At 76.2% G+C, this 22,367-nt stretch carries 16 protein-coding genes and 1 pseudogene; 9 read left to right on the top strand and 8 right to left on the bottom strand.

The genetic code is table 11. The features are described from left to right. From AB0442_RS36690 to AB0442_RS36705, 4 genes and pseudogenes are all read left to right on the top strand, one after another. Positions 1-115 (top strand): annotated as a pseudogene (locus tag AB0442_RS36690) (electron transfer flavoprotein subunit alpha/FixB family protein); the annotation flags it as partial. Positions 116-308: 193 nt separating this feature from the next. Then, complete coding sequence (locus tag AB0442_RS36695; RefSeq protein WP_366167885.1) at positions 309-1,712, top strand: acyl-CoA synthetase; 1,404 nt, start codon at positions 309-311, stop codon at positions 1,710-1,712. A 170-nt stretch (positions 1,713-1,882) separates the two neighbouring features. Then, positions 1,883-2,941, top strand: a complete 1,059-nt coding sequence (locus tag AB0442_RS36700; RefSeq protein WP_366167886.1) for an NUDIX domain-containing protein — start codon at positions 1,883-1,885, stop codon at positions 2,939-2,941. A 347-nt stretch (positions 2,942-3,288) separates the two neighbouring features. Continuing rightward, entirely contained in the window at positions 3,289-4,080 is a 792-nt protein-coding gene (locus tag AB0442_RS36705) for a DUF4184 family protein (RefSeq protein ID WP_366167887.1), read from the top strand. On the opposite strand, the gene AB0442_RS36710 is transcribed toward AB0442_RS36705, so the two are convergent. Further along, positions 4,031-5,395, bottom strand: a complete 1,365-nt coding sequence (locus AB0442_RS36710; protein ID WP_366167888.1) for a dipeptidase — start codon at positions 5,393-5,395, stop codon at positions 4,031-4,033. The genes AB0442_RS36705 and AB0442_RS36710 overlap by 50 nt on opposite strands. Positions 5,396-5,596: 201 nt before the next feature. Between AB0442_RS36710 and AB0442_RS36715 the strand changes: the two genes are divergently transcribed. After that, entirely contained in the window at positions 5,597-6,796 is a 1,200-nt protein-coding gene (locus AB0442_RS36715) for a geranylgeranyl reductase family protein (RefSeq protein ID WP_363543006.1), read from the top strand. Positions 6,797-6,947: 151 nt separating this feature from the next. Here AB0442_RS36715 and AB0442_RS36720 read toward each other — a convergent pair whose 3' ends face one another. After that, a complete protein-coding gene (locus AB0442_RS36720) occupies positions 6,948-9,233 on the bottom strand; it encodes a glycosyl hydrolase family 18 protein (RefSeq protein ID WP_366167889.1) in 2,286 nt (761 codons plus the stop codon). 129 nt (positions 9,234-9,362) lie between these two features. Further along, positions 9,363-10,346 carry a helix-turn-helix domain-containing protein gene (locus AB0442_RS36725; protein WP_366167890.1) on the bottom strand — a complete coding sequence of 328 codons (984 nt, stop codon included), beginning with the start codon at positions 10,344-10,346 and terminating at the stop codon, positions 9,363-9,365. 71 nt (positions 10,347-10,417) lie between these two features. Here AB0442_RS36725 and AB0442_RS36730 point away from each other — a divergent pair, with 71 nt between their 5' ends. Continuing rightward, positions 10,418-11,680, top strand: a complete 1,263-nt coding sequence (locus AB0442_RS36730) for an MFS transporter (protein ID WP_366167891.1) — start codon at positions 10,418-10,420, stop codon at positions 11,678-11,680. Between the two features lie 176 nt (positions 11,681-11,856). On the opposite strand, the gene AB0442_RS36735 is transcribed toward AB0442_RS36730, so the two are convergent. Further along, positions 11,857-12,630: an ATP-grasp domain-containing protein gene (locus AB0442_RS36735; protein ID WP_366167892.1), complete on the bottom strand. Its 774-nt coding sequence runs from the start codon at positions 12,628-12,630 to the stop codon at positions 11,857-11,859. 138 nt (positions 12,631-12,768) lie between these two features. On the opposite strand from AB0442_RS36735, the gene AB0442_RS36740 reads away from it, so the two are divergent. Continuing rightward, a complete protein-coding gene (locus tag AB0442_RS36740; RefSeq protein WP_366167893.1) occupies positions 12,769-13,533 on the top strand; it encodes an enoyl-CoA hydratase family protein in 765 nt (254 codons plus the stop codon). Positions 13,534-13,561: 28 nt separating this feature from the next. Here AB0442_RS36740 and AB0442_RS36745 read toward each other — a convergent pair whose 3' ends face one another. Next, complete coding sequence (locus tag AB0442_RS36745; RefSeq protein WP_366167894.1) at positions 13,562-14,317, bottom strand: maleylpyruvate isomerase family mycothiol-dependent enzyme; 756 nt, start codon at positions 14,315-14,317, stop codon at positions 13,562-13,564. An 88-nt stretch (positions 14,318-14,405) separates the two neighbouring features. Between AB0442_RS36745 and AB0442_RS36750 the strand changes: the two genes are divergently transcribed. Beyond that, positions 14,406-15,194, top strand: a complete 789-nt coding sequence (locus AB0442_RS36750; RefSeq protein WP_366167895.1) for an acyltransferase — start codon at positions 14,406-14,408, stop codon at positions 15,192-15,194. 27 nt (positions 15,195-15,221) lie between these two features. On the opposite strand, the gene AB0442_RS36755 is transcribed toward AB0442_RS36750, so the two are convergent. Together AB0442_RS36755 and AB0442_RS36760 are read right to left on the bottom strand one after the other, a co-directional pair. After that, complete coding sequence (locus AB0442_RS36755; protein ID WP_366167896.1) at positions 15,222-16,322, bottom strand: ionic transporter y4hA; 1,101 nt, start codon at positions 16,320-16,322, stop codon at positions 15,222-15,224. A gap of 81 nt (positions 16,323-16,403) precedes the next feature. Further along, positions 16,404-17,342 carry an NAD-dependent epimerase/dehydratase family protein gene (locus AB0442_RS36760; protein WP_366167897.1) on the bottom strand — a complete coding sequence of 313 codons (939 nt, stop codon included), beginning with the start codon at positions 17,340-17,342 and terminating at the stop codon, positions 16,404-16,406. 118 nt (positions 17,343-17,460) lie between these two features. On the opposite strand from AB0442_RS36760, the gene AB0442_RS36765 reads away from it, so the two are divergent. Beyond that, positions 17,461-20,679 (top strand): hypothetical protein, encoded by a 3,219-nt coding sequence (locus AB0442_RS36765; RefSeq protein WP_366167898.1) that lies wholly within the window; start codon positions 17,461-17,463, stop codon positions 20,677-20,679. Between the two features lie 159 nt (positions 20,680-20,838). Here AB0442_RS36765 and AB0442_RS36770 read toward each other — a convergent pair whose 3' ends face one another. Beyond that, entirely contained in the window at positions 20,839-22,098 is a 1,260-nt protein-coding gene (locus tag AB0442_RS36770) for an MFS transporter (protein WP_366167899.1), read from the bottom strand. Positions 22,099-22,367: the final 269 nt, after the last annotated feature.

Consider the following 22,367-nt stretch of genomic DNA (forward strand, 5'->3'; position numbering starts at 1 on the left):
GGTCAACAAGGACCCCGAGGCCCCGATCTTCGAGCTCGTCGACTACGGCGTCGTCGGCGACCTGTTCACCGTCCTGCCCCAGCTCACCGCCGAGGTGAAGGCCCGCAAGGGCTGATCCGAGGGCCGGTCGACGCACGGCGCACGAGGGCGCGGCACCCGGGAGACCCGGGGGCCGCGCCCTTCGCCGTACCTGCCTCCCGTCCTCCCGCGCCGGCCTTCGGGTGGCATTCCACCGGCATTCCACCGGGTGTCCCGAGCCGTGGGACGTCCCCGCGTGCCGGCCAGGAAGGGCGCGTAGAGTCCGGACCATGGGACTGCTGACGGCACTTGAGGGCGGACACGGGGACCGGGGCGACGCGGTGGTGGTCGACGGGCGGGCGATGTCGTGGGAGGAACTGCTCGGAGCGGCCGGCGCGGTGGCCGAACGGGTCGCGGGGGCGCCCGCCCTCGCCGTGCTGGCCCGGCCGACCGCCGAGACGGTGGCGGCCGTGGTCGGCGGGCTGCTGGCCGGTGTCCCCGTGGTGCCGCTGCCCCCCGACTCCGGGCCGAAGGAGCGCAGCCACATCCTCCGGGACTCCGGCGCCGCGCTGCTGGCCGTCCCGCCGGGGGAGCAGGCGGAGGACGTCGAGACGGTGCCCGTGGACCTCGGCGCGCGCTCCGGCGCGACCTTCGTCGAGCCCGCAGCGGAGCGGCCCGCCTTCGTCCTCTACACCTCGGGCACCACCGGCGCGCCCAAGGGCGCGGTGCTCCCGCGCTCCGCCGTCGCCGCCGGCCTGGACGGCCTCGCCGACGCCTGGCGCTGGACGGTCGACGACACCCTCGTCCACGGGCTGCCGCTCTTCCACGTGCACGGGCTGGTGCTGGGGGTGCTCGGCGCGCTGCGCACCGGCAGCCGCCTGGTGCACACCGGGCGGCCCACGCCCGGCGCGTACGCCGGCGCGCGCGGCAGCCTCTACTTCGGCGTGCCGACCGTCTGGTCGCGGGTGACGGCGGACGGCACCGCCGCACGGGCGCTGTCCGGCGCCCGGCTGCTCGTCTCGGGCAGCGCGCCGCTGCCCGTCCCGGTCTTCGAACGCCTCGCCGAGCTGACCGGCCACGAGCCGGTCGAACGCTACGGGATGACCGAGTCGCTGATCACCGTCTCCACCCGCGCCGACGGCGAGCGCCGCCCCGGCAGCGTCGGCCTGCCGCTGGACGGGGTGCGCACCCGGCTCGTCGGCGAGGACGGCGGCGAGGTCCCCGCGGACGGCGAGTCCGTCGGCGAGCTGCAGGTCGCCGGGCCGACGCTGTTCGCCGGCTACCTCAACCGCCCCGACGCCGACGCGGAGGCCTGGACGGCCGACGGCTGGTTCCGCACCGGGGACGTCGCGGTGATCGGCCCGGACGGCTTCCACCGGATCGTCGGCCGGGCCTCCGTCGACCTGATCAAGAGCGGCGGGTACCGGATCGGCGCCGGCGAGGTCGAGGCCGCGCTGCGGGACCACCCCGAGGTCGCCGACGCCGCCGTGGTCGGCGTGCCCGACGACGACCTCGGCCAGGCCGTGGTCGCCTACGTGATCCCCGACGGGCCGGTCACCGGCGAGGGCCTCACCGACTTCGTCGCCGCGCGGCTCTCCGTCCACAAGCGCCCGCGGCGGGTCGTGCTGGTGGACGAACTGCCCCGCAACGCCATGGGCAAGGTCCTCAAGAAGCAGCTGCTCGAACGCGGCTGACCGCCCCGCCCGGCATGTGCCCGGTGGCCGGACGCCGACGCTTCCGGGCGCCGCCAGGCATGGGACGGCGGCCCGTACGGGTACCACCGGTGTGGCGCGGGGGCCGCAGCACGGACTCCCGCCGCCCGGTGCGTGGGGCACCGGGGTGGGCCGAGGGCAGGGGATGCTCTGTGATCGTCTGGGTCAATGGCACGTTCGGCGCGGGGAAGACCTCCGCGTGCCGGGAACTCGTGGAGCTCCTGCCGGGAAGCCTCCTCTTCGACCCCGAACTGGTCGGCGCCGGACTCTGCCGGCTGCTGCCCGCCGACCGGCTCGCCCCGGTCGCCGACTACCAGGACCTCCCCTCATGGCGGCGCCTGGTGCCCGAGGTCGCCGCGGCCCTGCTCGCCGAGGTGCCGGGACCGCTGGTCGTCCCCATGACGCTGCTGCGCGAGGACTACCGCGACGAGATCTTCGGGGCGCTCGCCTCCCGCGGGGTCGCCGTCCACCACTTCGTGCTGGACCCTGACGAAACGATCCTGCAGGAACGGATAGCCGCCCGGGACGAGTGCCCCGGCGACCCCGAACGCAGCGAGCGCGTCCGCCGCTGGTGCCTGGACCACCTGCCCGCCTACCGTGCGGCCAGACGGTGGCTCGGCCGTGACGCCCAGCTCGTCGACACCACCGGACTCACCCCCGAGCAGACCGCCCGCAGGCTCGCCCGGCTCGTCGGGGAGGGCACCGCACGCTGCCCGATCGTGCAGAGCGCCGACCCGACCGGCGACACCGTCGCCGCCGCCGTCCTGCTCTTCGACGAACAGGACCGCGTCCTGCTGGTCGACCCCGTCTACAAGCCCGCCTGGGAGTTCCCCGGCGGAGTCGTCGAACGCGGCGAAGCGCCGACCGACGCCGCCCTGCGGGAGACCGCCGAGGAACTCGGCCTGCACCTCGACCCCCACGCACTGCGGCTGCTCGCCGTCGACTGGGAGCCCCGGACCGGCCCCCGCCGCGGCGGCCTGCGGCTCGTCTACGACGGCGGCCGGCTCGGTGCCGAGGCCCGGCAGCAGCTGCGGCTGCAGGCCGACGAACTGCGCAGCTGGCGCTTCGTCACCCTCGACGAGGCAGCAGGACTGTTGCCCGCCGCCCGGCTGCGGCGGCTCGCCGCGGCACTCGACGCGCGCGAGCACGGTGAACTGCGGTACCTGGAGGCGGGGCTGCCCGCCGCGGTCGGAGTCGCCACGGCCGGCTGACCGGGGGGTTGCGGGGCAGGAAGGGGCAGGAAGGGGCAGGAAGGGGGTGGAACGGGAGGTGGCGGGGCGGGCCCGACCGCCTCCCGGTCGACGGGGAGGGCTGCGGACCGACGGTTCCATGATGGCGGGCCGGCGGGGGCGGGAGGGGTGGTACGCGGCTGGCGTGCAGGAGTGCGGGGTGGTGGGGCGGTCCCGGGGTGGGCGCGATTCCGCGGGTCCGCGCCATTCGGGTCGCGCGGTTCTCCCCCGGTCTTCGGCCGGGAGGTGCCCCCACGCGTCCCCCGGGTACGCGGTTCCCGGCCCCTCGCGGGGTGCGTGATCCGCACCCCGGCGGGGAGGATGGGTGGATGCCGTTCACGTTGAGCCATGTTGCAGCGGTCGTGCCGCTGATCGGGCGGGGGGACGGTCGGGTCTGGGTGGCGTCGGGGCTGGCGGCGGGGGCGATGGCGCCCGACGTGCCGTTCTTCGCCGACTCGCTGCTGCCGGGCGTCTACCGGTACGGGGCGCTCACGCACCGCTGGTGGGCCGTGCCGACCGTGGACGCGGGCATCGCGGCGGGGATGGCCGCGGTCTGGCACGGCCTGCTGCGCGGGCCGCTGACCGGCCTGCTGCCGGTGCCGGCGGAGGGGCCGCTGCCGCGCGGTGCCGCCGGGGCCGGGGCGTTCGTGCTGTCGGCGGCGGTCGGTGCGGCGAGCCACGTGGTCTGGGACTCGTTCACCCATCCCGGGCGGGCCGGGGTGCGGGCGTTCCCGGTGCTGGAACGGCCGGTGGCGGCCGGGCTGCCGCTCTGCACGGTGCTGCAGTACGGGACGTCGCTGCTGGGTCTGGCCGTGCTGCGGGCCCGGGTGCGCCGGGCGGCGCCGCCGCAGGCGCCGCAGCGGCGACCGGCCGCGGTGGCGGGTCTGGTGGCGGCCACGGCAGCCGGCGCGGTGCACCGGCTGGCGCGGCGGCAGCGGTCGGTCGTCCCGGAGTTCTGCTTCGGCGCGGGCGCCGGTCTGGCGGTCGGGTCGACGGTGTACGCGGCGCTGGTTGCGGCCCGCGGCCGGGTGCCGTCCGGTGGGACGGCACCCGGGGCGGGACGGCGGTGCGTCAGGCCGAGCGCAGCCGGGCGTAGGCGCGCAGGAACAGCGCCTCGGTGAGGGCCATCCGCTCCAGCTCCTCGGGGTCGACGCTCTCGTTGACCGCGTGGATCTGGGTGGTCGGCTCCTCGACGCCGATCAGGATGATCTCGGCCTGCGGGTAGAGGGTGCGCAGGGTGTTGCAGAGCGGGATCGAGCCGCCCTCGCCGGAGCTGACCATCGGGCGGCCGAACGCCTCCTGCATGGCCTCGCCCATCGCCTCGTAGGCCGGCCCGGTGGTGTCGGCGCTGAACGCCTCGCCGCCGCTGAGCAGGGTGACGGTGGCCTGCGCGCCCCACGGCACCGCCGCCTCCAGATGGGCGACGAGCGCCTGCTGGGCGGCCTTGAGCTCGGTGCCCGGCGGGATCCGCAGGCTGACCAGGGCCTTGGCGGCGGCCTGGACGGAGGAGGTGGCGCCGATCACCGGCGGCGCGTCGATGCCGAGGACGGTGACCGAGGGGCGGGCCCACAGCCGGTCGGCGACCGTGCCGGTGCCGGTCAGCCCGACGCCGTCCAGGACCTTCGCGTCGGCCCGGAACTGCTGCTCGTCGTACTGCACGCCCGGCCAGACCTGGTCGGCCGTCAGGCCGGCCACGGCGACGTCGCCGTGCTCGTCGTGCAGGGTGCCGAGCAGCCTCACCATGGCCTGCAGGGCGTCCGGGGCGGCGCCGCCGAACGCACCGGAGTGCAGGTTGCCGCCGAGGGTGGTGAGGGCGACCTCGACCACCGTCATGCCGCGCAGGCTGGCGGTGACGGTGGGCAGGCCGGGGGCGAAGTTTCCGGTGTCGCCGATGACGATCACGTCGGCGGCGAGCAGCTCCGGGTGCGCCTCGGCGTAGCGCTCCAGGCCGCCGGTCCCCTGCTCCTCGGAGCCCTCCACGATCACCTTCAGGGCGACCGGCAGACCGCCGTCGACCTCGCGGAGCGCCCGCAGCGCGGTGAGGTGCATGAGGATGTTGCCCTTGCAGTCGGCTGCGCCGCGGCCGTACCAGCGGCCGTCACGCTCCGTCAGCTCGAAGGGCGGGCTCTGCCAGGCGCTCTCGTCGAGCGGCGGCTGGACGTCGTAGTGCGAGTACAGCAGCACGGTCGGGGCGCCGGCCGGGCCGGGCAGCTCGGCGTAGACGGACCGCGTGCCGTCGGGGGTGTCCAGCAGCCGCACGCCGGTGAGTCCCTCGGCGGCGAGCGCGTCGGCGACCCAGCGGGCGGCCTTCTCGCACTCCTCGACCGGGAACTGCCGGGGGTCGGCGACGGAGGGGAAGGCGACCAGCTCGGCCAGGTCGGCCTTGGCGCGCGGCATCAGGGATCGGACGGCCGCCGCCAGGTGCTGCTGGGTCATCAGGTGTCTCCTGTTGACGAGGTGCGGGTGATTTGTCCGATCATAGGTCGACGCCTCGTCGTGGTCCGCGTCATCCCTGGTCGCGGCGGTGGCGGACGGGTCTAGGATGCGATCGTGACTGACACCGGTAGCTCCCTCGACCCGCACTCCGACGAGCACGAGGCCGTCGAGGCCGTTCCCGCGGCCTCCGGCCGGACCACCGTGGACCCGGAGGCCACCGGGCCCGACCCGCTCGGCGGCGTCTGGGACGTGGTCGTGGTCGGAGCCGGCCCGGCCGGCTCCTCGGCCGCGTACGCCGCCGCCGCCCAGGGCCGCCGCGTGCTGCTCCTCGACAAGGCGGAGCACCCCCGCTACAAGACCTGCGGCGGCGGCATCATCGGCCCCTCCCGGGACACCCTCCCGCCGGACTTCAAGCTGCCGCTGCAGGACCGCATCCACGCCGTCACCTTCGCGCTCGGCGGCCGCTTCACCCGGACCCGCCGCTCCAAGCGGATGCTGTTCGGCCTGGTCAACCGGGACGAGTTCGACCTGCGCCTGGTGCAGGCCGCCGAGCAGGCCGGCGCGGTGCTGGTCACCGGCGTGACCGCGACCGGCGTCGAGCAGGACGGCGACGGCCGCACGGTGTTCGTCACCACCGCCGACGGCCGCCGGATCGAGGCCCGCGCGGTGGTCGGCGCCGACGGCTCGGCCAGCCGGATCGGCCGCCACGTCGGCGTCTCCTTCGACCAGATCGACCTCGGCCTGGAGGCGGAGATCCCGGTGCCGGAGGAGGTCTCCCGGGCCTGGGCCGGCCGGATCCACCTCGACTGGGGCCCGCTGCCCGGCTCGTACGGCTGGGTGTTCCCGAAGACCGACTCGGGCACGCTGACCGTCGGCGTCATCTCGGCGCGCGGCGACGGCGAGCGCACCAAGCAGTACCTCGCCGACTACATCCGGCAGTTGGGCCTGTCCGGCTTCGAACCGAGCATCGAGTCCGGCCACCTGACGCGCTGCCGCGCCGAGGACTCGCCGCTCTCCCGCGGGCGGGTGCTGGTGGCCGGCGACGCCGCCGGCCTGCTGGAGCCGTGGACCCGCGAGGGCATCTCCTACGCCCTGCGGTCGGGCCGGCTGGCCGGCGAGTGGGCGGTGAAGGTCGCCGAGGCCGACGGCAACGCGGACGTGCGGCGGCAGGCGCTCAACTACGCCTTCGCGATCAAGGCGGGGCTGGGCGTGGAGATGCGGGCCGGCAAGGTCATGCTCGGGGCCTTCGAGCGGCGTCCGCACCTGTTCCACGCGGCGGTCTGCCTGGTGAACCCCGCGTGGCGGGCCTTCGCCCGGACCACGCAGGGGCACACGACGTTCGCGCAGGTGATGCGGGAGCACCGCGCCGCGCGGAAGCTGGCGTCGGTCGCCGGGCGGTAGAGCCCTTCGGGAGCGTGGAAAGGAGCGCGGGGACCTGCGCGACGGACTCGGGCGGGCCTGAATTCGTACGGCGGCCCACTCCCGGACCGCGCAGTTCTCCCCCAGCCTTCGGCCGGGAGGTGCCCCCACGCGCCCTGGGTCGGTGGCCGGGCTACTGCTTGAGGCCGGTGTCGACGGCGGTGATCAGGGTGCCGGACGGGGTGTCGCCGGACATCTCCCAGATCATCGTGCCGAGCAGGCCCTTGGACTTCAGCCAGGCGGTCTTCTTGGCGATCGACCAGGGGTCGTCGAAGGTCCACCACTGGCCGCCGGCGCCGGTGTAGCCGTAGGTGGAGACGGACTGCTCGTCGTGGCGGACCGTCAGGTCGGGCACGCTGGTGAGCAGGTTGTCGTACCCGCGGGTGCCGGCCTCCTCGGCGAACTGGCCGGGAGCCGCGCCGCCCGCGGCCTGCCACTCGCCGTTGGCCCCGCCGTCGGTGACGTTCTGCCAGCCGCGGCCGTAGAAGGGCAGGCCGATGGTCAGCTTGCGCGGGTTGACCCCGGCGTCCAGGTAGGTCTGCACGGCCGACTCCACCGAGAAGTGGAAGCCGTACGGGTCCTGGGTGTCGGTGTGGAGGTTGGCCTGGTGGCCGGTGCGGTTCGGCTCCCAGGAGTTGTCGCTGCCGGCGCCGTGGAAGTCGTAGCCCTGGACGTTGGCGATGTCGAGGGACTGGAAGATCTTCGACAGGTCCCAGCCCTGGGCGATCTTGGCAGGGTCGGCCGGGGTGAAGGCGGTGAGCAGCCGGTGCGGGCCGCCGAGGGCGTCCAGCTGGGTGCGGAACTCGGCGAGCAGCGCGGTCAGGTCGGCCTTGTCGTTCGCCGACCAGTGGTTGCCGGGGTGGCCGTCGGGGGAGCCGGGCCACTCCCAGTCGAGGTCGATGCCGTCGAAGATCCCGGCGGCGGTGCCGGGGCCGCCGGCGCCGTTGTAGAGCGGCAGGTTGCCCTTGATCCAGACGTCGATGCAGGAGGAGACGAGCTTCTTGCGGGAGGCGTCGGTGGCGGCGGCGTCGGAGAAGTGCTTGGAGTAGGTCCAGCCGCCGAGCGAGACGACGACCTTGAGGTTCGGGTACTTGGCCTTGAGCTTCTTCAGCTGGTTGAGGTTGCCGCGCAGCGGGGCCCAGCCGTCGTCGGCGACCCCGTCGACGGACTGCGCCGCGCTGAACGGGCGGGAGTAGTCGGCGTCCGCGTCGCCGGCGCCGGTGCCCTGGTCCGGGTCCTGCGGGTCGGCGGTGGTGCCCTTGGTGACGCCGGCCAGGCAGGTCAGGTTGACCGGATCGATGTTCTCGAAGGCGTAGTTGATCACATCGAGCTTGGCGGCGCTGCCCGAGGTGTCGAGGTTCTTCACGAAGTACTGCCGGCCGTAGATGCCCCACTGGGTGAAGTAGCCGACCCGGGCGTACTTGCCGGGGCCGACCAGGTCGGCTGTGGTGACGCTCAGCGCCGGGGTGGCCGGGGAGGCGTTGTCGGCGGCGTCCCGGGCGCGGACGGTGAAGCCGTACGCGGTGGCGGGGGAGAGGCCGGTGACGGTGGCGGTGGTGCCGGTGACGGTCTGCACGAGCACGCCGTCGCGGTAGACGTCGTAGGCGGCGACCCGCTGGTTGTCGGTGGCCGCCGTCCAGGCCAGTGCGACGCTGCTGGAGGTGACGGCGGTGGCGCGCAGGGCGGTCGGCGCGGTGGGCGGCACGGTGTCGCTCGCCGGGTCGACCGTCCGGGCGGTCACCGCGGGGCTGAGCGGGCCGGCGTTGCCGCGGCTGTCCTTGGCGCGCACGGTGAGCGTGTACGCGGTCGCCGGGGTGAGGCCGGTCAGGGTGGCCGAGGTGGTGGTGGAGGTGCCGAGCACGGTCGAGCCGTTCAGCACCTCGTAGGAGGCGACCGGGAAGTCCCCGGCGCCGGCGGCGGGCCAGCTCAGGGCGACGGTGTGCGCGGTGGTGTCGGTGACCTGCGGGGTGCCGGGCGCGCCCGGCGGTACGTCGGCGGTGCCGTCGCACTTGTCGCCGTTGATCCGGCAGCCGGTGGGGGTGCCGATCGGGCCGTTGGCGACGAACCAGAAGCTGTACGGCTCGGTGCTGGCGTGCGGCTGGACGGTGCCGTTGTAGTAGGCGTTGACGGCGGTGACGTGCCGGCCGGTGACGGTGGCCTGGCCGTTGTAGCTGCTGGAGATCGTCACCCCGGCGGGCAGGTCGAACTCCAGGGTCCAGCCGGTGACGGCGGTGGCGTTGTCGTTGCGGACGACGAAGGTGCCCTTCCACCAGGAGCCGTTGTCGGCCGTGGTGAAGCTTGCGGTGAGGCGGCCGGCGGCGTGCGCCGGGACCGCGGCGAGCAGGGCGAGCGGCAGTGCGAGCACGGCGAGCAGGGCGGTGGTACGGGCCCTGGCGCGCCGTGGCGGCCGGTCGTGCATGGTGGTCTCCCTGTCTGGTGTGGGGGTGCCGTACAGGGGTGCCGGGAAGCCGTCGACGACTGTAGGTGGTATGGACCAATCGGGTCAACAGGGCCGTCGTGCCGTTGAGTTGACGACCCGTCGGACGGGCTACCTGAGCAGCTCGTCGGCGAGCGGGCTGCGCGCGTACAGCACCACCCGGCCGTGCCGGGCCCGGCTGACCAGACGGGTGTCGGCGAGCACGGCCAGGTGCTGGCTGACCGCGCCCGGGGTGACGCCGAGCCGCCGGGCCAGCTCGGTGGTGCTGGTCGGCTCGTCCAGCATGGTCAGCAGCCGCGCCTTGGGCACCCCCACCAGCTGCTCCAGGGCCCGCCGGGTGGGCGGCGGCACCGCCGGGCCGGCCATCGTCCGCTGCCCACGGGCCGGGTAGTTGATCACCGGTGGGTGCTCGTCGCTGATGCTGGTGATCGCGCCGCGGGCGAAGAACGTCGGGGTGAAGACCAGGCCGCGGCCGCCCACCGTGATGTCGGTGTCGCCGTCGCCCCAGTCGCGGCGGATCGTCAGCACGCCGTCCTGCCACAGCAGCCGCGGGTCCAGGTCCTCGAACAGCGCCGCCGCGCCGCGCTCCGCCAGCACCCGGGAGCGGTGCACGATGTCCGCGTGCAGCACCGACCGGGCGCGCGGCCACCACTGCGGGGCCAGGCAGTGCGTCCAGTACGCCTCCAGCGCGTCCGCGATCGAGGCGATCAGCCCGGCCGGATCGGCCAGCCCGTCCGCCAGCGGCGGCGGCAGCCGCCGGTCGTGCGGCAGGAAGGCCCGCTCCAGCTCGCCCCGCAGGAGCTCCGGCGCGAGCGCCCGGACGACGGCCAGCTCGGCCGGGAACTCGGGGAAGGGCGTGCTCGGCCGAGGGGTCAGGAAGTCCGGCACGTAGCGGTTGGTCGCGACCAGCGAGCGGAGCAGCGGCGCGCAGGCCAGCTGCTCGAACACCGGCCGGATCCCCTCGAAGACCGGCGTCTGGTGGACGTACGCGCCCGGGTGCGTCCACATCCGCAGGCTGAGCACCGTCTCCTGCAGCGGTGAACAGGCGAAGGAGGCCGCTGCGAGGTCCTCCAGGTCGAGCCGGAAACGGTGCACGTGATCCCCCATTCGTCAGCCCCGGGCTAAATCAATACCGGTGACTGATCCGCATGCGGTGCGATGATGCCATGACCACGACCTCCACGGGGGCGCCCGCGGCGTCCCGGGCATCCTCACGCCTGCTGCACCCCGATCCGACGGTCCGCAGACTCGCCGCCATCACCCTGGTGAACACGCTCGGCAACGGCCTCTTCATGACCCTGGGCGCGCTGTACTTCACCAGGATGCTCGGCCTGCCCGCCGCGCAGGTCGGCATCGGCCTCACCGCGGCGGGCCTGTGCGGCGTCCTGATCGGCGTCCCGGCCGGCCGCGCCGCCGACCGCTGGGGGACCAAGCCCGTTCTGCTCGCCCTGGTCGGCGCCGAGGCCGTCGGCACCGCCTGCTACCCGCTGGTGTCCGGCTTCACCGCCTTCGTGCTGCTCGCCTGCGCCGTCACCGCCACCGACCGCGGCACCGCGACCGTCCGCAACGCCCTCTACGCCGAGGTGCTGCCGCCCGACCGGCGGGTCGCCGGCCGCGCCTACCTCCGCGTCGTCACCAACGTCGGCATCGGCGTCGGCACCGGGATCGCCGCCCTCGTCCTCGTCGCCGACACCCGCGGCGCCTACACCGCCGCGATCCTCGCCGACGTCGCCACCTTCGCCGCGGTCTTCGCGATGTACGCCCTGCTGCCCACCCCGCAGGCCGGGCCGCGCGGCACCGCGGACGAGAGCGCACCGCGGACCGGCTCCGCCCTGCGCAACCTGCCCTACCTCGTGGTCGCCGGGCTCGCCGGCGTCCTCGGCCTGCAGTTCGCCATGATCGAGGTCGGCGTGCCGCTGTGGATCGTCGACCGCACCGAGGCACCGCGGGTCCTCGTCGCCTGCACGCTCGTCGTCAACACGATCCTCGTCGTCGCCCTCCAGGTGCGGGCCACCCGCGGCACCGAGGAACCGACCGCCGCAGCCCGGATCTTCCGCCGCGGCGGCGTGCTCGTCGCGCTCTCCTGCGCCGCCTTCGCCCTCGCCGGCGGGCTGCCCGCGTGGGCCGCGGTGCTGGTGCTGCTCGCCGGTGCCTCGCTGCAGGCCCTCGGCGAGGTGCTCGGCCAGGCCGCCGGCTGGGCCCTCGGCTACGACCTCGCGGAGGAGGGCGCGCACGGCGAGTACCAGGGCGTCTTCAACACCGGGTTCTCCGCGGCGATGATGCTCGGCCCCGTCCTGATCACCACCGCCGTCATCGGCCACGGCACCCTCGGCTGGGCGGCCCTGGCCGGGCTCTTCGCCGCGGCCAGTGCCGCGATGGTGCCGGCGGTGGGGTGGGCGCTGCGGCGCAAGGCAGCGACGGCGGCCTGAGGCGCGGGTGCACCTTCAAGAAGGGGGCACCGACAGGGGCGCGGGGAACTGCGCGAAATCGAAAGGGCATCACCGTCGGTCGGGTACGGCCGGGAGTCGCACGTGCAGCTCCGTGCCCCGGGCGCGGGTCTGTGCCTTCCGACTCGCGCAGTTCCCCGCGCCCCTGCGGGTTCGCCCTAGCGGACGACTTCCGGGACCGGGCGGGTGTAGGGGCGGTCGGTGGGGGTGACGGCGGTGGTGGGGCCGGCGGCGCGGAGGACGACGTCGAGGACGTGCTCCGGGTCGCAGGCGTAGCCGCCGCTCGCCCAGGTCGGGTTGGCCTCGACGACGGCCCAGGTGCCGTCGTCGAGGCGGCCGACGTCGACCACGGCGGCGCTCGGCAGACCGCCGGCGGCCAGGGCGTCGGCGGCGAAGGCGAGCACCGCGGGGTCGACTTCCGGGGAGACGGCCAGGCCTCCGTCGACGGCGTACCGGCTCGCCGTCCGCACCGCGCCGTCCAGCACGAAGAGCCGGTACTCCTCGGCGAACGCGACCACGTCGCTGATCTGCACGAGGGTGTCGTCGTCGAGGGCGTCCGGGCCGGGCAGCCCGCTGCCGTCCGGGTAGATCCGGGCCGGGAAGAGCTTGTCGACCGGGGGCTTGAGGAAGGCCGGGCGGCGCAGCCGCCGCGCCTCGGCGAGCGTGGTGCACTCCACCCGGCGGCCGAGCAGTTCGGCGGGCAGCGTGGCCAGCCAGTCGGCCGGCGGCTCCAGCGGGGCGACGCCGAGGGCTCCGGCGGCCACGTCGGCGAACAGCGGACCGCCGTACAGGTGCGCGGGCCGCAGACCGGCGAGCTCCTCCGGGACCTCCCAGCGGACGGCGGTGTGCGCCAGCAGACCGCGGCGGCGGGCGCTGGTGAGCAGCTGCAGACCGGTGTCGTTGATCCGGGGAGCGAGCAGGAGGAGCGTCATGGGGACTCATGCTGGCCCGGCCGCACCCGCCGCGGCCAGCGGATTTCCCGGGTCGTACTGGCCGACCGGACGGTCGGCGTGCCAGAGTCCTCCCGAGCGCGTCCGACCCACCCTCAGCCGGAAAGCAGGCCATCCACGATGACCAGCGAGAGCCCTCTCGTCCGCATCACCACCGCCGATGCGGTGACGACCCTCGAACTCGACTCCCCCCACAACCGCAACGCCCTCTCCACCCGTCTGATGGCGGAGCTGGCGAAGGGCCTGACCGAGGCCGCGGCCGACCCGGCCGTCCGGGCGGTGGTGCTCGGCCACACCGGCAAGGTGTTCTGTGCCGGCGCCGACCTCTCCGAGGCCACCGGCAGCGACCCGACGGTGGGCCCGCGCGGACTGGTGGACATCCAGCGGGCGATCGTCGACTGCCCCAAGCCGGTGATCGCCGTGATCGACGGCCACGCCCGCGCGGGCGGCCTCGGCCTGCTCGGCGCGGCGGACATCGCGATCGCCGGCCCGGCGTCGACCTTCGCCTTCACCGAGGTGCGGCTCGGCCTGGCGCCCGCGGTGATCTCGCTGCCGCTGCGCCCCAAGCTGGACCCGCGGGCCGCCTCCCGCTACTACCTGACCGGCGAGACCTTCGGCCCGGCCGAGGCCGCCCGGATCGGCCTGATCACCGAGGCCGCCGACGACGTCGCGGGTGCGCTGAAGGTGCTGCTGGACGCCGTCCGGCAGGGCTCGCCGCAGGGTCTCGCCGAGTCGAAGCGGCTGGCGAACGCGGCCGTGGTGGACTCCTTCGAGCGGGACGCCGACGAGCGGGTCGCGCAGTCCGCGCGGCTGTTCGGCTCGGAGGAGGCGCAGCAGGGCATGCGGGCGTTCCTGGAGCGCCGCCCGGCCCCCTGGGCGCAGTAGCCGGCAGGGGCCGGTGCGGGGCCGGCCGTCAGCTCCAGTTGACGGCTGCGCCCGTCCGCCACAGGTCCAGCAGCGAGGCGTCGCCGGAGACGGCCGCGGCGTCGGCCCCGAGGCGGTTCCACAGCAGCAGGTAGAGGTCGTGCGCGGGGCCGCTGACGGTGCAGTCGGCGGGCCCGGCGCCCGGCTGCGCCTGCGGGGGCTCCTGACCGATCGTCACCAGCCAGCTCTCCGGCCGGTCGGTGGCCCGGACGGCCAGGGTGCGCGGCTCTTCGCTGCGCAGCCGGGACTTCGGCCGGGGCAGGAAGCCGGTCAGCAGTTCGGCCAGGCCGTCGGCGGCGACGGCCGGGGCGACCGGGCTCGCGGCGGTGCCGGCGGCGGACTCCGCGTCGACCCGGTGCACGGTGGTCTCGTGCAGCTGGCGGCGGGCCCAGAAGGCGAGCGGGGAGGGCGCCGGCAGGAAGCTCCAGCACTCCAGGTCGGCGGGGGCGGACCGCAGGACGGTCACCAGGTCGGCGTGCCCGGTGCGGAACCACTCCACCAGGTCGGCGTCGGCGGGCGCCGGACCCCAGGCCGCCTCCTGCCCGGCCGCGTCCAGCGGCCGGGCCAGCCCGCCCTTGACGTGCGCGGCGGCCCAGCGGTGCACCTGACCGGTGTGCAGCACCAGGTCGCGCAACCGCCAGTCGGGACAGGTCGGCACGGGTGCGTCCAGCGGCGTCGCGGCGGCGGCGTCGGCCAGCAACGCACCCTCGTGGTGCAGGACGTCGACGAGTTCGGGAATCTCCATGGCGCGAGTCTGCCAGGCCCGGCGCCGGCCGGTGTGATGTTGATCGCCCGGCGCCTCGCCGGGGGCGCCCGCCCGCTACGGTGATCGCATGCCGACCGCCCGTACCCTCCTCGCCGCCGCCCGCATCCGGGGCCGCCGCGCCGCCGGCCACGTCGTGCACCGGGCGTGGAAGTGGGTGCAGGAGACCGGGGCGGTCACCAACCGGACCGCGGGCCCGTACCGGTTCGGCGAGCTCGGCGACGGCACCAAGCTGGCCTTCCCGCTCGGCGCGGTCTTCAACGAGCAGTGGATCACCATCGGGCCGTTCTCGATCATCGGCGAGCGGGTCACCATCTCCGCCGGCTTCCTGCCCGGCCTGGACCTCGGCCCCGAACCGATCGTCAGGATCGGCGGCGGCTGCGTCATCGGCCGCGGCAGCCACATCGTCGGCCACCAGTCGATCGTCCTCGGCGACGACGTGTGGACCGGCCCGAACGTCTACATCACCGACCAGGCGCACGAGTACCGCGACACCGACCTGCCGATCGGCAAGCAGTGGCCGCGCAACGAGCCGGTGGAGATCGGCGCCGGCTCGTGGATCGGCACCGGCGCGGTGATCCTGCCCGGCTCCCGGATCGGCCGCAACGTCGTGGTCGCCGCCGGGTCGGTCGTCCGCGGCGACGTCCCCGACCACAGCGTGGTCGCCGGCGCGCCCGCCAAGGTCGTCCGCAGCTGGTCCGCCGACGAGGGCTGGCAGCCGCCGCTGCGCCACGACGCGCCGCAGCCGATCCCGGACGGCGTCACCGCCGAGCAGCTGCGCGCCCTGGTCGGCTGGGACCTGCGGATCCCCGGCCAGGCCGGGCCCGCCGACGAGAGCACCGCCCGCGCCGCCGACTGACCCGGCCCGGCCGGCGGCCGCCCGTGTTCAGGGGCTGACCGCGAGGACCAGGTAGGCCGCCAGCACCGCCAGGTGCACGGCGCCCTGCAGCGGCGTCGCCCGGCGCGGGATCACGGTGAGGGTGCCGACCGCGACGGTCAGCGCCAGCAGCACCATGTGCGAGGCGCCGAGGCCGAGGATCAGCGGACCGCTGAGCCAGAGCGAGGCGACCGCCACCGCCGGCACGGTCAGCCCGATGGAGGCCAGCGAGGAGCCGAGCGCCAGGTTGAGACTGGTCTGCACCCGGTTGCCCGCCGCGGCACGCAGCGCGGCGATCGTCTCCGGCAGCAGCACCAGCAGCGCGATCACCACGCCGACCACCGAGGCCGGCAGGCCCGCGTCGGCGACCGCCGACTCGATGGTGGGGGAGACCCCCTTGGCCAGGCCGACCACCGAGACCAGCGCGACCGCGAGCATGCCGAGGCTGGCCCAGGCGGACCGGCGGCTCGGCAGGTCGCCGTGGTCGTCCTCGTCCAGCAGCTCGCCCTCGGCGCCGACCGGCAGGAAGTACTCGCGGTGGCGCAGCGTCTGGGTGGTGACGAACAGTCCGTACAGGCCGAGCGAGGCGATCCCGGCGAAGGTCAGCTGCGCGGTGTTGAACTGCGGGCCGGGCGTGCTGGTGGTGAAGGTCGGCAGCACCAGGCTGAGGGTGGCGAGCGTGGCGATGGTGGCGAACGCGGCGCCGGTGCCCTCCGCGTTGAAGACCGCGACCCGGTGCTTCAGCGCCGTCAGCAGGATCGACAGGCCCAGCACCCCGTTGCAGGTGATCATGACGGCGGCGAAGACGGTGTCCCGGGCGAGGGTGGCGTTCTTGACCGGGGCGTCCACCATCAGCGTCACGATCAGCGCCACCTCGATCACGGTCACCGCGACGGCCAGCACCAGCGAGCCGAACGGCTCGCCCACCCGGTGGGCGATCACCTCGGCGTGGTGCACGGCGGCCAGCACCGCCCCGGCCAGGAACAGCGCCACCACCGCGACCACCGGGCCGGGCAACGACCGCCCCCAGGTCAGGACCAGCATCACCAGCGCCAGCACCGGCACCGCGACGGTCCACTGGACGAGGCCCCGGCGGATCAGGTCGATCATCCGTCGAGCTTCCCATCCCGGCCGGGCACCGCCCGGGCAGCGCCGCCGGGGTGTCGGGAGTTCGCCTCGGCGGAGGAGGCGTCAGGTCCCGGCCCGGACGGCCTCCCAGGCGTCCGCCACCAGCCGGTCGAGCGCCGACCGCTCGGCCCGCCAGCCGAGCTCCCGCCCGATCCGGCCGCAGTCCGACACCAGCCGCGGCGACTCCGGCAGCGCGGGCCGCCGCACCACCGGCACCGGACGGCCGGTCAGCCGCTCCACCGCCGCGACGACCTCCCGCATGCTCGCCGGCGTCGCCCCCACGTTGTAGACCCGGCAGCCGCCGTGCGCCGCCGCCACCTCCCGCGCCCCGAGCGCCCGCAGGTACGCCTCGGCGACGTCGTCCACGTGCACGAAGTCCCGCACCACGCCGCCGTCGCCGTTCAGCTCCAGCGACGGATGCCGCCCGGCGGCCACCGCAAGCGCCCGCGGCAGGATCCGGGCCTCGTCCACGTCCCCGGCCCCGGCCGCGTTGAAGCAGCGCAGCACCACCGCCAGGACCTCGCCCGCCGTGGCACGGTCCGCCAGCGCCCGCTCGGCCGCCAGCTTGGACTCGCCGTACGGGCTGCCCGGCGCCGGCTCCACCGACTCGTCGATCGGCTGCCGCTCCGGCGCGCCGTACACCGCCGCCGTCGAACCGAGCACCACCAGGGGCCGGGCGCCGCTGCCGCCGGGCCGTCCGCGCAGGGCGTCCAACAGGGCGACCGTGCCACCGAGGTTGACCTCGTGGTGCGCCCGCGGGCGCACCACCGACTCCCGGCCGCGGGTCAGCGCCGCCAGGTGGCAGACCGCGTCGACCCCGGCCACCGCGGGCGCCAGCGCCGCCGCGTCCCGCACGTCGGCGCGGTGCACCTCCGCGACCGGCAGCCCGCCGGCGTCCGTGCGGCTGCTGCTCAGCGCCCGCACTTCGTGCCCGGCCGCGGCGAGCCGACTCACCACCGCCCGCCCGACGAACCCGAACGCCCCCGTCACCAGGACCTTCACGACCACTCCCCGCGCAGGTGAAAACCGATTGCCGCCCCGCCCGCCATGCTGCCACGCTCACCGTTATGACGATCCGAAAGGCCGGCCCCGCGACGTCCCGGTGACCGCGATGGCCCCCATGATCCCCCCGCACGTCGCCCGACTGCCCCGCCCCGAACGCGCCGCCGCCCTGGCGGGCCACGGCCGGGCCCTGACCGCCGACCGGTACCTGCGGCTGCACTCCGCACTGGACGCCGGCGACCACGACGACCGGCACACCGCGCTCTTCCTCGCCGTCGTCCGTCGCGACCTCGACCGGGTCACCGCGGCCCTCTCCGACCCGCTGCTCGCCCACCGCGCGCTCGCCGCCGCCGGACGCCTCCCCGTCCCCGACGAGGCGCTCGCCGACCTCGCCCGCAGCGCACCCCGCGAGCTGAGGCACGACCTTTACCGGCTGCTGCGCCGCTCCCGGCGGCACGCCCTCGCCGAACGGCTGCTCCCGGAGGTCCGCGACCGCCACGACACCCGCGAGGCCGCCCGGCTGCTGCCCGCCTGCACCCCCGCCGCCGTCGACCACTGGCTGCCACGGCTCGCGGTGCCCGACGGCGTGCTGCAGTCGCTCGCCCGCACCGCACCGCTGGCCGTCGCCCGCCTGCTCACCGCGGCGGCCGAGCCCGACCGGCCCGGCCCGCAGCTCCCGCACCGGCTGCGCGAACGCCTCGCCTCCGTCGCCGCCCGCGACCGGGCCGCCGCAGAGCACCTGCTCGCCACCGCCCCCGACGTGCTGCCGCCCGACGCCGTGCTGAGGCTGCTCGACCGGCCCGGCCCGGTGCTCGCCGCGATCCGCTCCGGCGCCGTCACCTGCCTGCGGCCGCCCGCCGGCCCCCTGCCCGCCGCGGCCGAACGGGCCGCCCGCGCCCTGCCGCCCGAGGACCTGCGCACCCTCGCCGACACCTGCCGCCCCCGGCCCGTCCGGGGGATCTTCCACCGGGACGCCTGGGGCCCCGAGCCCTACCTGCTGCTGCTCGACCCCGCCACCCGCCTCGGCGTCGCCCGCGAACGCCTCGCCGCCCGGCCGAACACCCGGCGCCCCGACCTCACCACCCTGCTCAGCCTCGACCCGTCCGAGCGGGCCGACCTCCTCGCCCCCGCCCTGGCCCGCACCACCGACAGCCCGTACCTGCAGGCCGGCCTGCTCGCGCTGCTGCCCTTCGACCGCGCCGAGGAAGGCCTCACCGCCCTGGCCGGCCACCACCGGCACACCACCCGGACGATGGGCCGCACCGGCCTGCTGCGCTCCGCCGCCCAGCAGGACCCGCAGACCTGGGCCCGCGTCCTGCACGGTCTCGAACGCGCCTGGCACGACCACCCCGAGGCCCGCGAACCGGTGCTCGCCGAGGCCGCCCGCACCCCCGAACACCTGCTGGCCGCCACCCCCGAACAGGTCCTGCGGGACGCCGTCCTCACCACCGCCCAGGCCCGCGACAGCACCCCCGGATGCCTGCGCGCCGCCGACACCTGGCTCCGCCGCACCCTGCGCCGGGCCGGTACCGACGGCGACACCGGGCGGGCCGCCGCCCTCCTCGTCCTCGCCGTCCACCTGCACGAACACCCCCGCTGGACGGCACCCGCCGAACCGCTCGGCCTCTCCCGGGCCCGGGCCGGTGCCGTCTGGACCCGGCTGCTGCGCACCTCCGGCTTCGAACGGCCCGAGCGCCTGCTCGCCGCCGCCGAACTGCTCCCGCCGCTGCCCGCCGTCGACACCCTGCTGGAACGCCTGGTGACCGGCGACCACCCGCCCGCGCTGCTCGCCCGTGCCGCCCGGCTCCGGCTGCGCGCCCCCGGCGCCCGCGGCACCCGCGAGCGGCGCTGTGCCGCGCTGGTGGCGGCCGATCCCGGCTGGGCCCGGGTGGACGAGGTGTTCGCCGTCCTCGCCCGGCGGCGCACCGACCTGCTGCCCGACGTCCTCGCCGCGGGCCGCACGCACCCCGGCGGACGGTTCGGCGACGGCCGCGGACCCTGGCTGCCCGCCCTTCCCGCCGATGCCGACCGGCGGGCCCGGGCGGCACACACCGCACTGGTCGGCCCGGTCGCGTCCGACGAGGGCGAACCGCTCGCCGTCCGGTCCGCAGCGGCAGCGGTGCTCACCGACCCCGACCGGCTCGCCGCCCTCGCCGGGCACGCCCCGCAGCCGGTCGCCGCCGCCGCCCTGCTCCGCCTGGCCGACCGCGCCGAGCCGTCGGCCGCACTGCCCGTCCTGCTCGCCCACCTCGGCGGCGGCGTCCGCGGCCGGGCCGCCGTCCAGGGCGTCCGCCGACTGCTCGGACGGCTCCCCGAGGCCGACGGGGTACGGCTGCTGGGGGACCTGCTGACCCGGCCGGGCCTCGCCGTCGGCGTCGGCAAGGAACTCGCCCGCGCCCTCGCCGACCTCCCCGACCGGCCCGCCGCCGACCTCGCCCTGCGGGTCTGGGACCTCCCCGCCCTGCACCGGGACGTCCGGGCGGTCCTCGCCGCCGGGCTCACCCGCCACCTCGACCGCCCGGGCGTCGCGCCGCGACTGGCCGCCGCCCTCGGCGAGGAGGCGGTGCGCGAGGCCGTCCTCGGCATCCCGCACCTGCGGCTCCCGGCCGCCTGCCGGGCACCGTTCGACGGGCTGCTGCGCGCCGCGATCCGGGACGGCGACCCCGCCACGGCGGTGCAGGCGCTCGCCGTCCGCCGCTCGCGCGGACCGCTCGACGAGGACACCGTCCGGGCCGTCGTCGAGCGGCTGCGGCGCCCCGACGAGCCGGACGAGGTCCGGCGCTCCGCCGTCGCCCTCCTCGCGGACCGGCCGACCGAGCCGGCCGTCGCCACCTGGTGGCCGCAGCTGGTCGAACGGCTCGCCGACGAGGCCCGGCACGACCCGCGGCAGCGCCGGCGCCTCGCCGAACTGGCCGACCACCGCTCCGGCACCGCCGTGCCGCCGGTGCTGCTCGACCCGCTGGTCCCGGCCCTGCTGGGCGCCGGGCTGCCCGCCCGCGCCGCGGCGGCCGCGTTCGGCGCGGCCCTCGGCGCCCTGCTCGCCGGAGACCTCGCGCCGCACCGCTGGGACACCCTGCTCGACCTCACCCGGGACCGGCCGAACCGGCTGCCGGCGCCGGCCTTCCCAGGCCCACTCCGGCCCGACCCGGCGCTGCTGCACCAGGTCACCGAGCGGCTGCGCGCCGACGGCGGCACGGCGGCCGGCCTGCTCGGGGTCCGCCTGCTGACCGCCCACTTCCGCTGGACGGACTCCGACGCCCTCCGGTCGGCGCTCGCGCCCTGGCAGCAGCACCCCGACCCGGACGTCGCCGAGCAGGCCCTGGTCGCCACCGACTGACGGCGGTGGGTGGGTCGGGTGCGGCCGACGCGTCCGGGGCCGCCCTGGTCGGGGTCCGGTGTTCCTCGCGGCCGCAGCGGGCGTGCGCCGAAGGGCCGGCCCTCCCGCGGTGGGAGGACCGGCCCTCGGGGGTGTGCCGGGTGGAGCGGTGCCGGACGGTCAGGCGGTGCGGCGCGGGCGGCCGACGGTGACGGCGAGCAGACCGGCCAGGGCGGCCGCGGCGGCGACACTCGTCAGGGCGAAGGGCAGGCCGACCGCGTCGGCCAGGAAGCCGATGACCGGCGGGCCGATCAGCATGCCCCCGTAGCCGAGGGCGGAGGCGGTGGCCACGCCCTGCGGGCCGCCGGTGGCGCCGGCCCGGCCGATGGCCAGCGGGAAGATGTTCGCCAGGCCGATGCCGACCAGGACGAAGCCGCCGAGGGCCGCGGGCACCGACGGGACGAGGGCCGCGACCAGCATGCCGACGGCCGCGGTGAGACCGCCGAACAGCATCACCCTGGTCGCGCCGAGCCTGATGGACAGCCAGGTGCCGCTGACCCGGCCGGCGGTCATCGCGAAGGCGAAGGCGGCGTAGCCGGCGGCGGCCAGGCCGGCGCCCGCGTGCACGTCGTCGGTCAGGTGCAGGGTCGCCCAGTCCGCGAGCGCGCCCTCGCCGTAGGCGGTGCACAGCGCGGTGAGACCGAGCAGGACGACCAGCAGGCGCGCGTGCCGGGCCGCCGGAGCCGCCGTCCGGGGCGTCCCGGCTGCGGCGGAGGCGGCGGGCGGGGGAGCGTCGCCCTCCGGGTCGCGCAGCAGGACCGCACCGGCGGCCGCGGTGACCAGCAGGCCGAGCACGCCGCCGAGGGCGAGCGCCCACGCCGCGCTGAGGGTGCCCGCCAGCAGCCCGCCGACCGCGGCGCCGAGCAGGCCGCCGAGGCTGTACCCGGCGTGGAAGCTCGGCATCACGGGGCGCCGCAGCCGGGCGACGAGGTCGACGGCGACGCTGTTCATGCTGACGTTGGCGGCGCCGTACCCGGCGCCGAAGAGCAGCAGGACGGCGCCGAGCGCGGCCACCGAGTGGGTGTGCGCCGGCAGCGGCACGGCGAGGCTCAGCAGGGCCACGGAGCCGACGGTGACGCGGCGGCTGCCGTACCGCAGGCAGAGCCGGCCGACCAGGGCCATGGTGGCGACCGCGCCGGCCGAGATGCAGAGCAGGGCGAGGCCGAGTGCGCTGTGCGAGGCGTGCACCTGGGCGCGCACGTCGGGGATGCGCACCACCCAGGCGGCGAACAGGAAGCCGTCCATCGCGAAGAAGGCCGTGAGGGCGAGCCTGGCGGCGGACCAGGTGCGCGGGGCACGGACCGCCGCGGTGGCGGCGGTGGTGGCAGGGGCGGTGGCGGCGGCGGAGGATCGGGCTTCTGTTTTGTTCAGTAGCGGCACAAAGTCAGAATAGAGGAGTGCCGACCTCACCCACAAGTGCCCAGCCCCCGACCGAGCCGCCGCACCGCCGGCCCGCGCCGGACGCCGACGAGACCCGCCCGGTGGCCTCCCCCGGAGCGAGCGGCTCCGCCGCGGCCGAAGCGCGGGGGGGGGGCGGCCCCGCGCCGGCGGCGCCCCCCCCCCCCCCCCCGGCCGGCCCCCCCCCCCCCCCGGGGGGGGGGCCCCCCCCGTAAAACACGAGACCCCGCGGAAAAAGAGGGTTGGGGGGT

The organism is Kitasatospora sp. NPDC085895 (assembly GCF_040702125.1).
GTDB lineage: Bacteria > Actinomycetota > Actinomycetes > Streptomycetales > Streptomycetaceae > Kitasatospora > Kitasatospora arboriphila.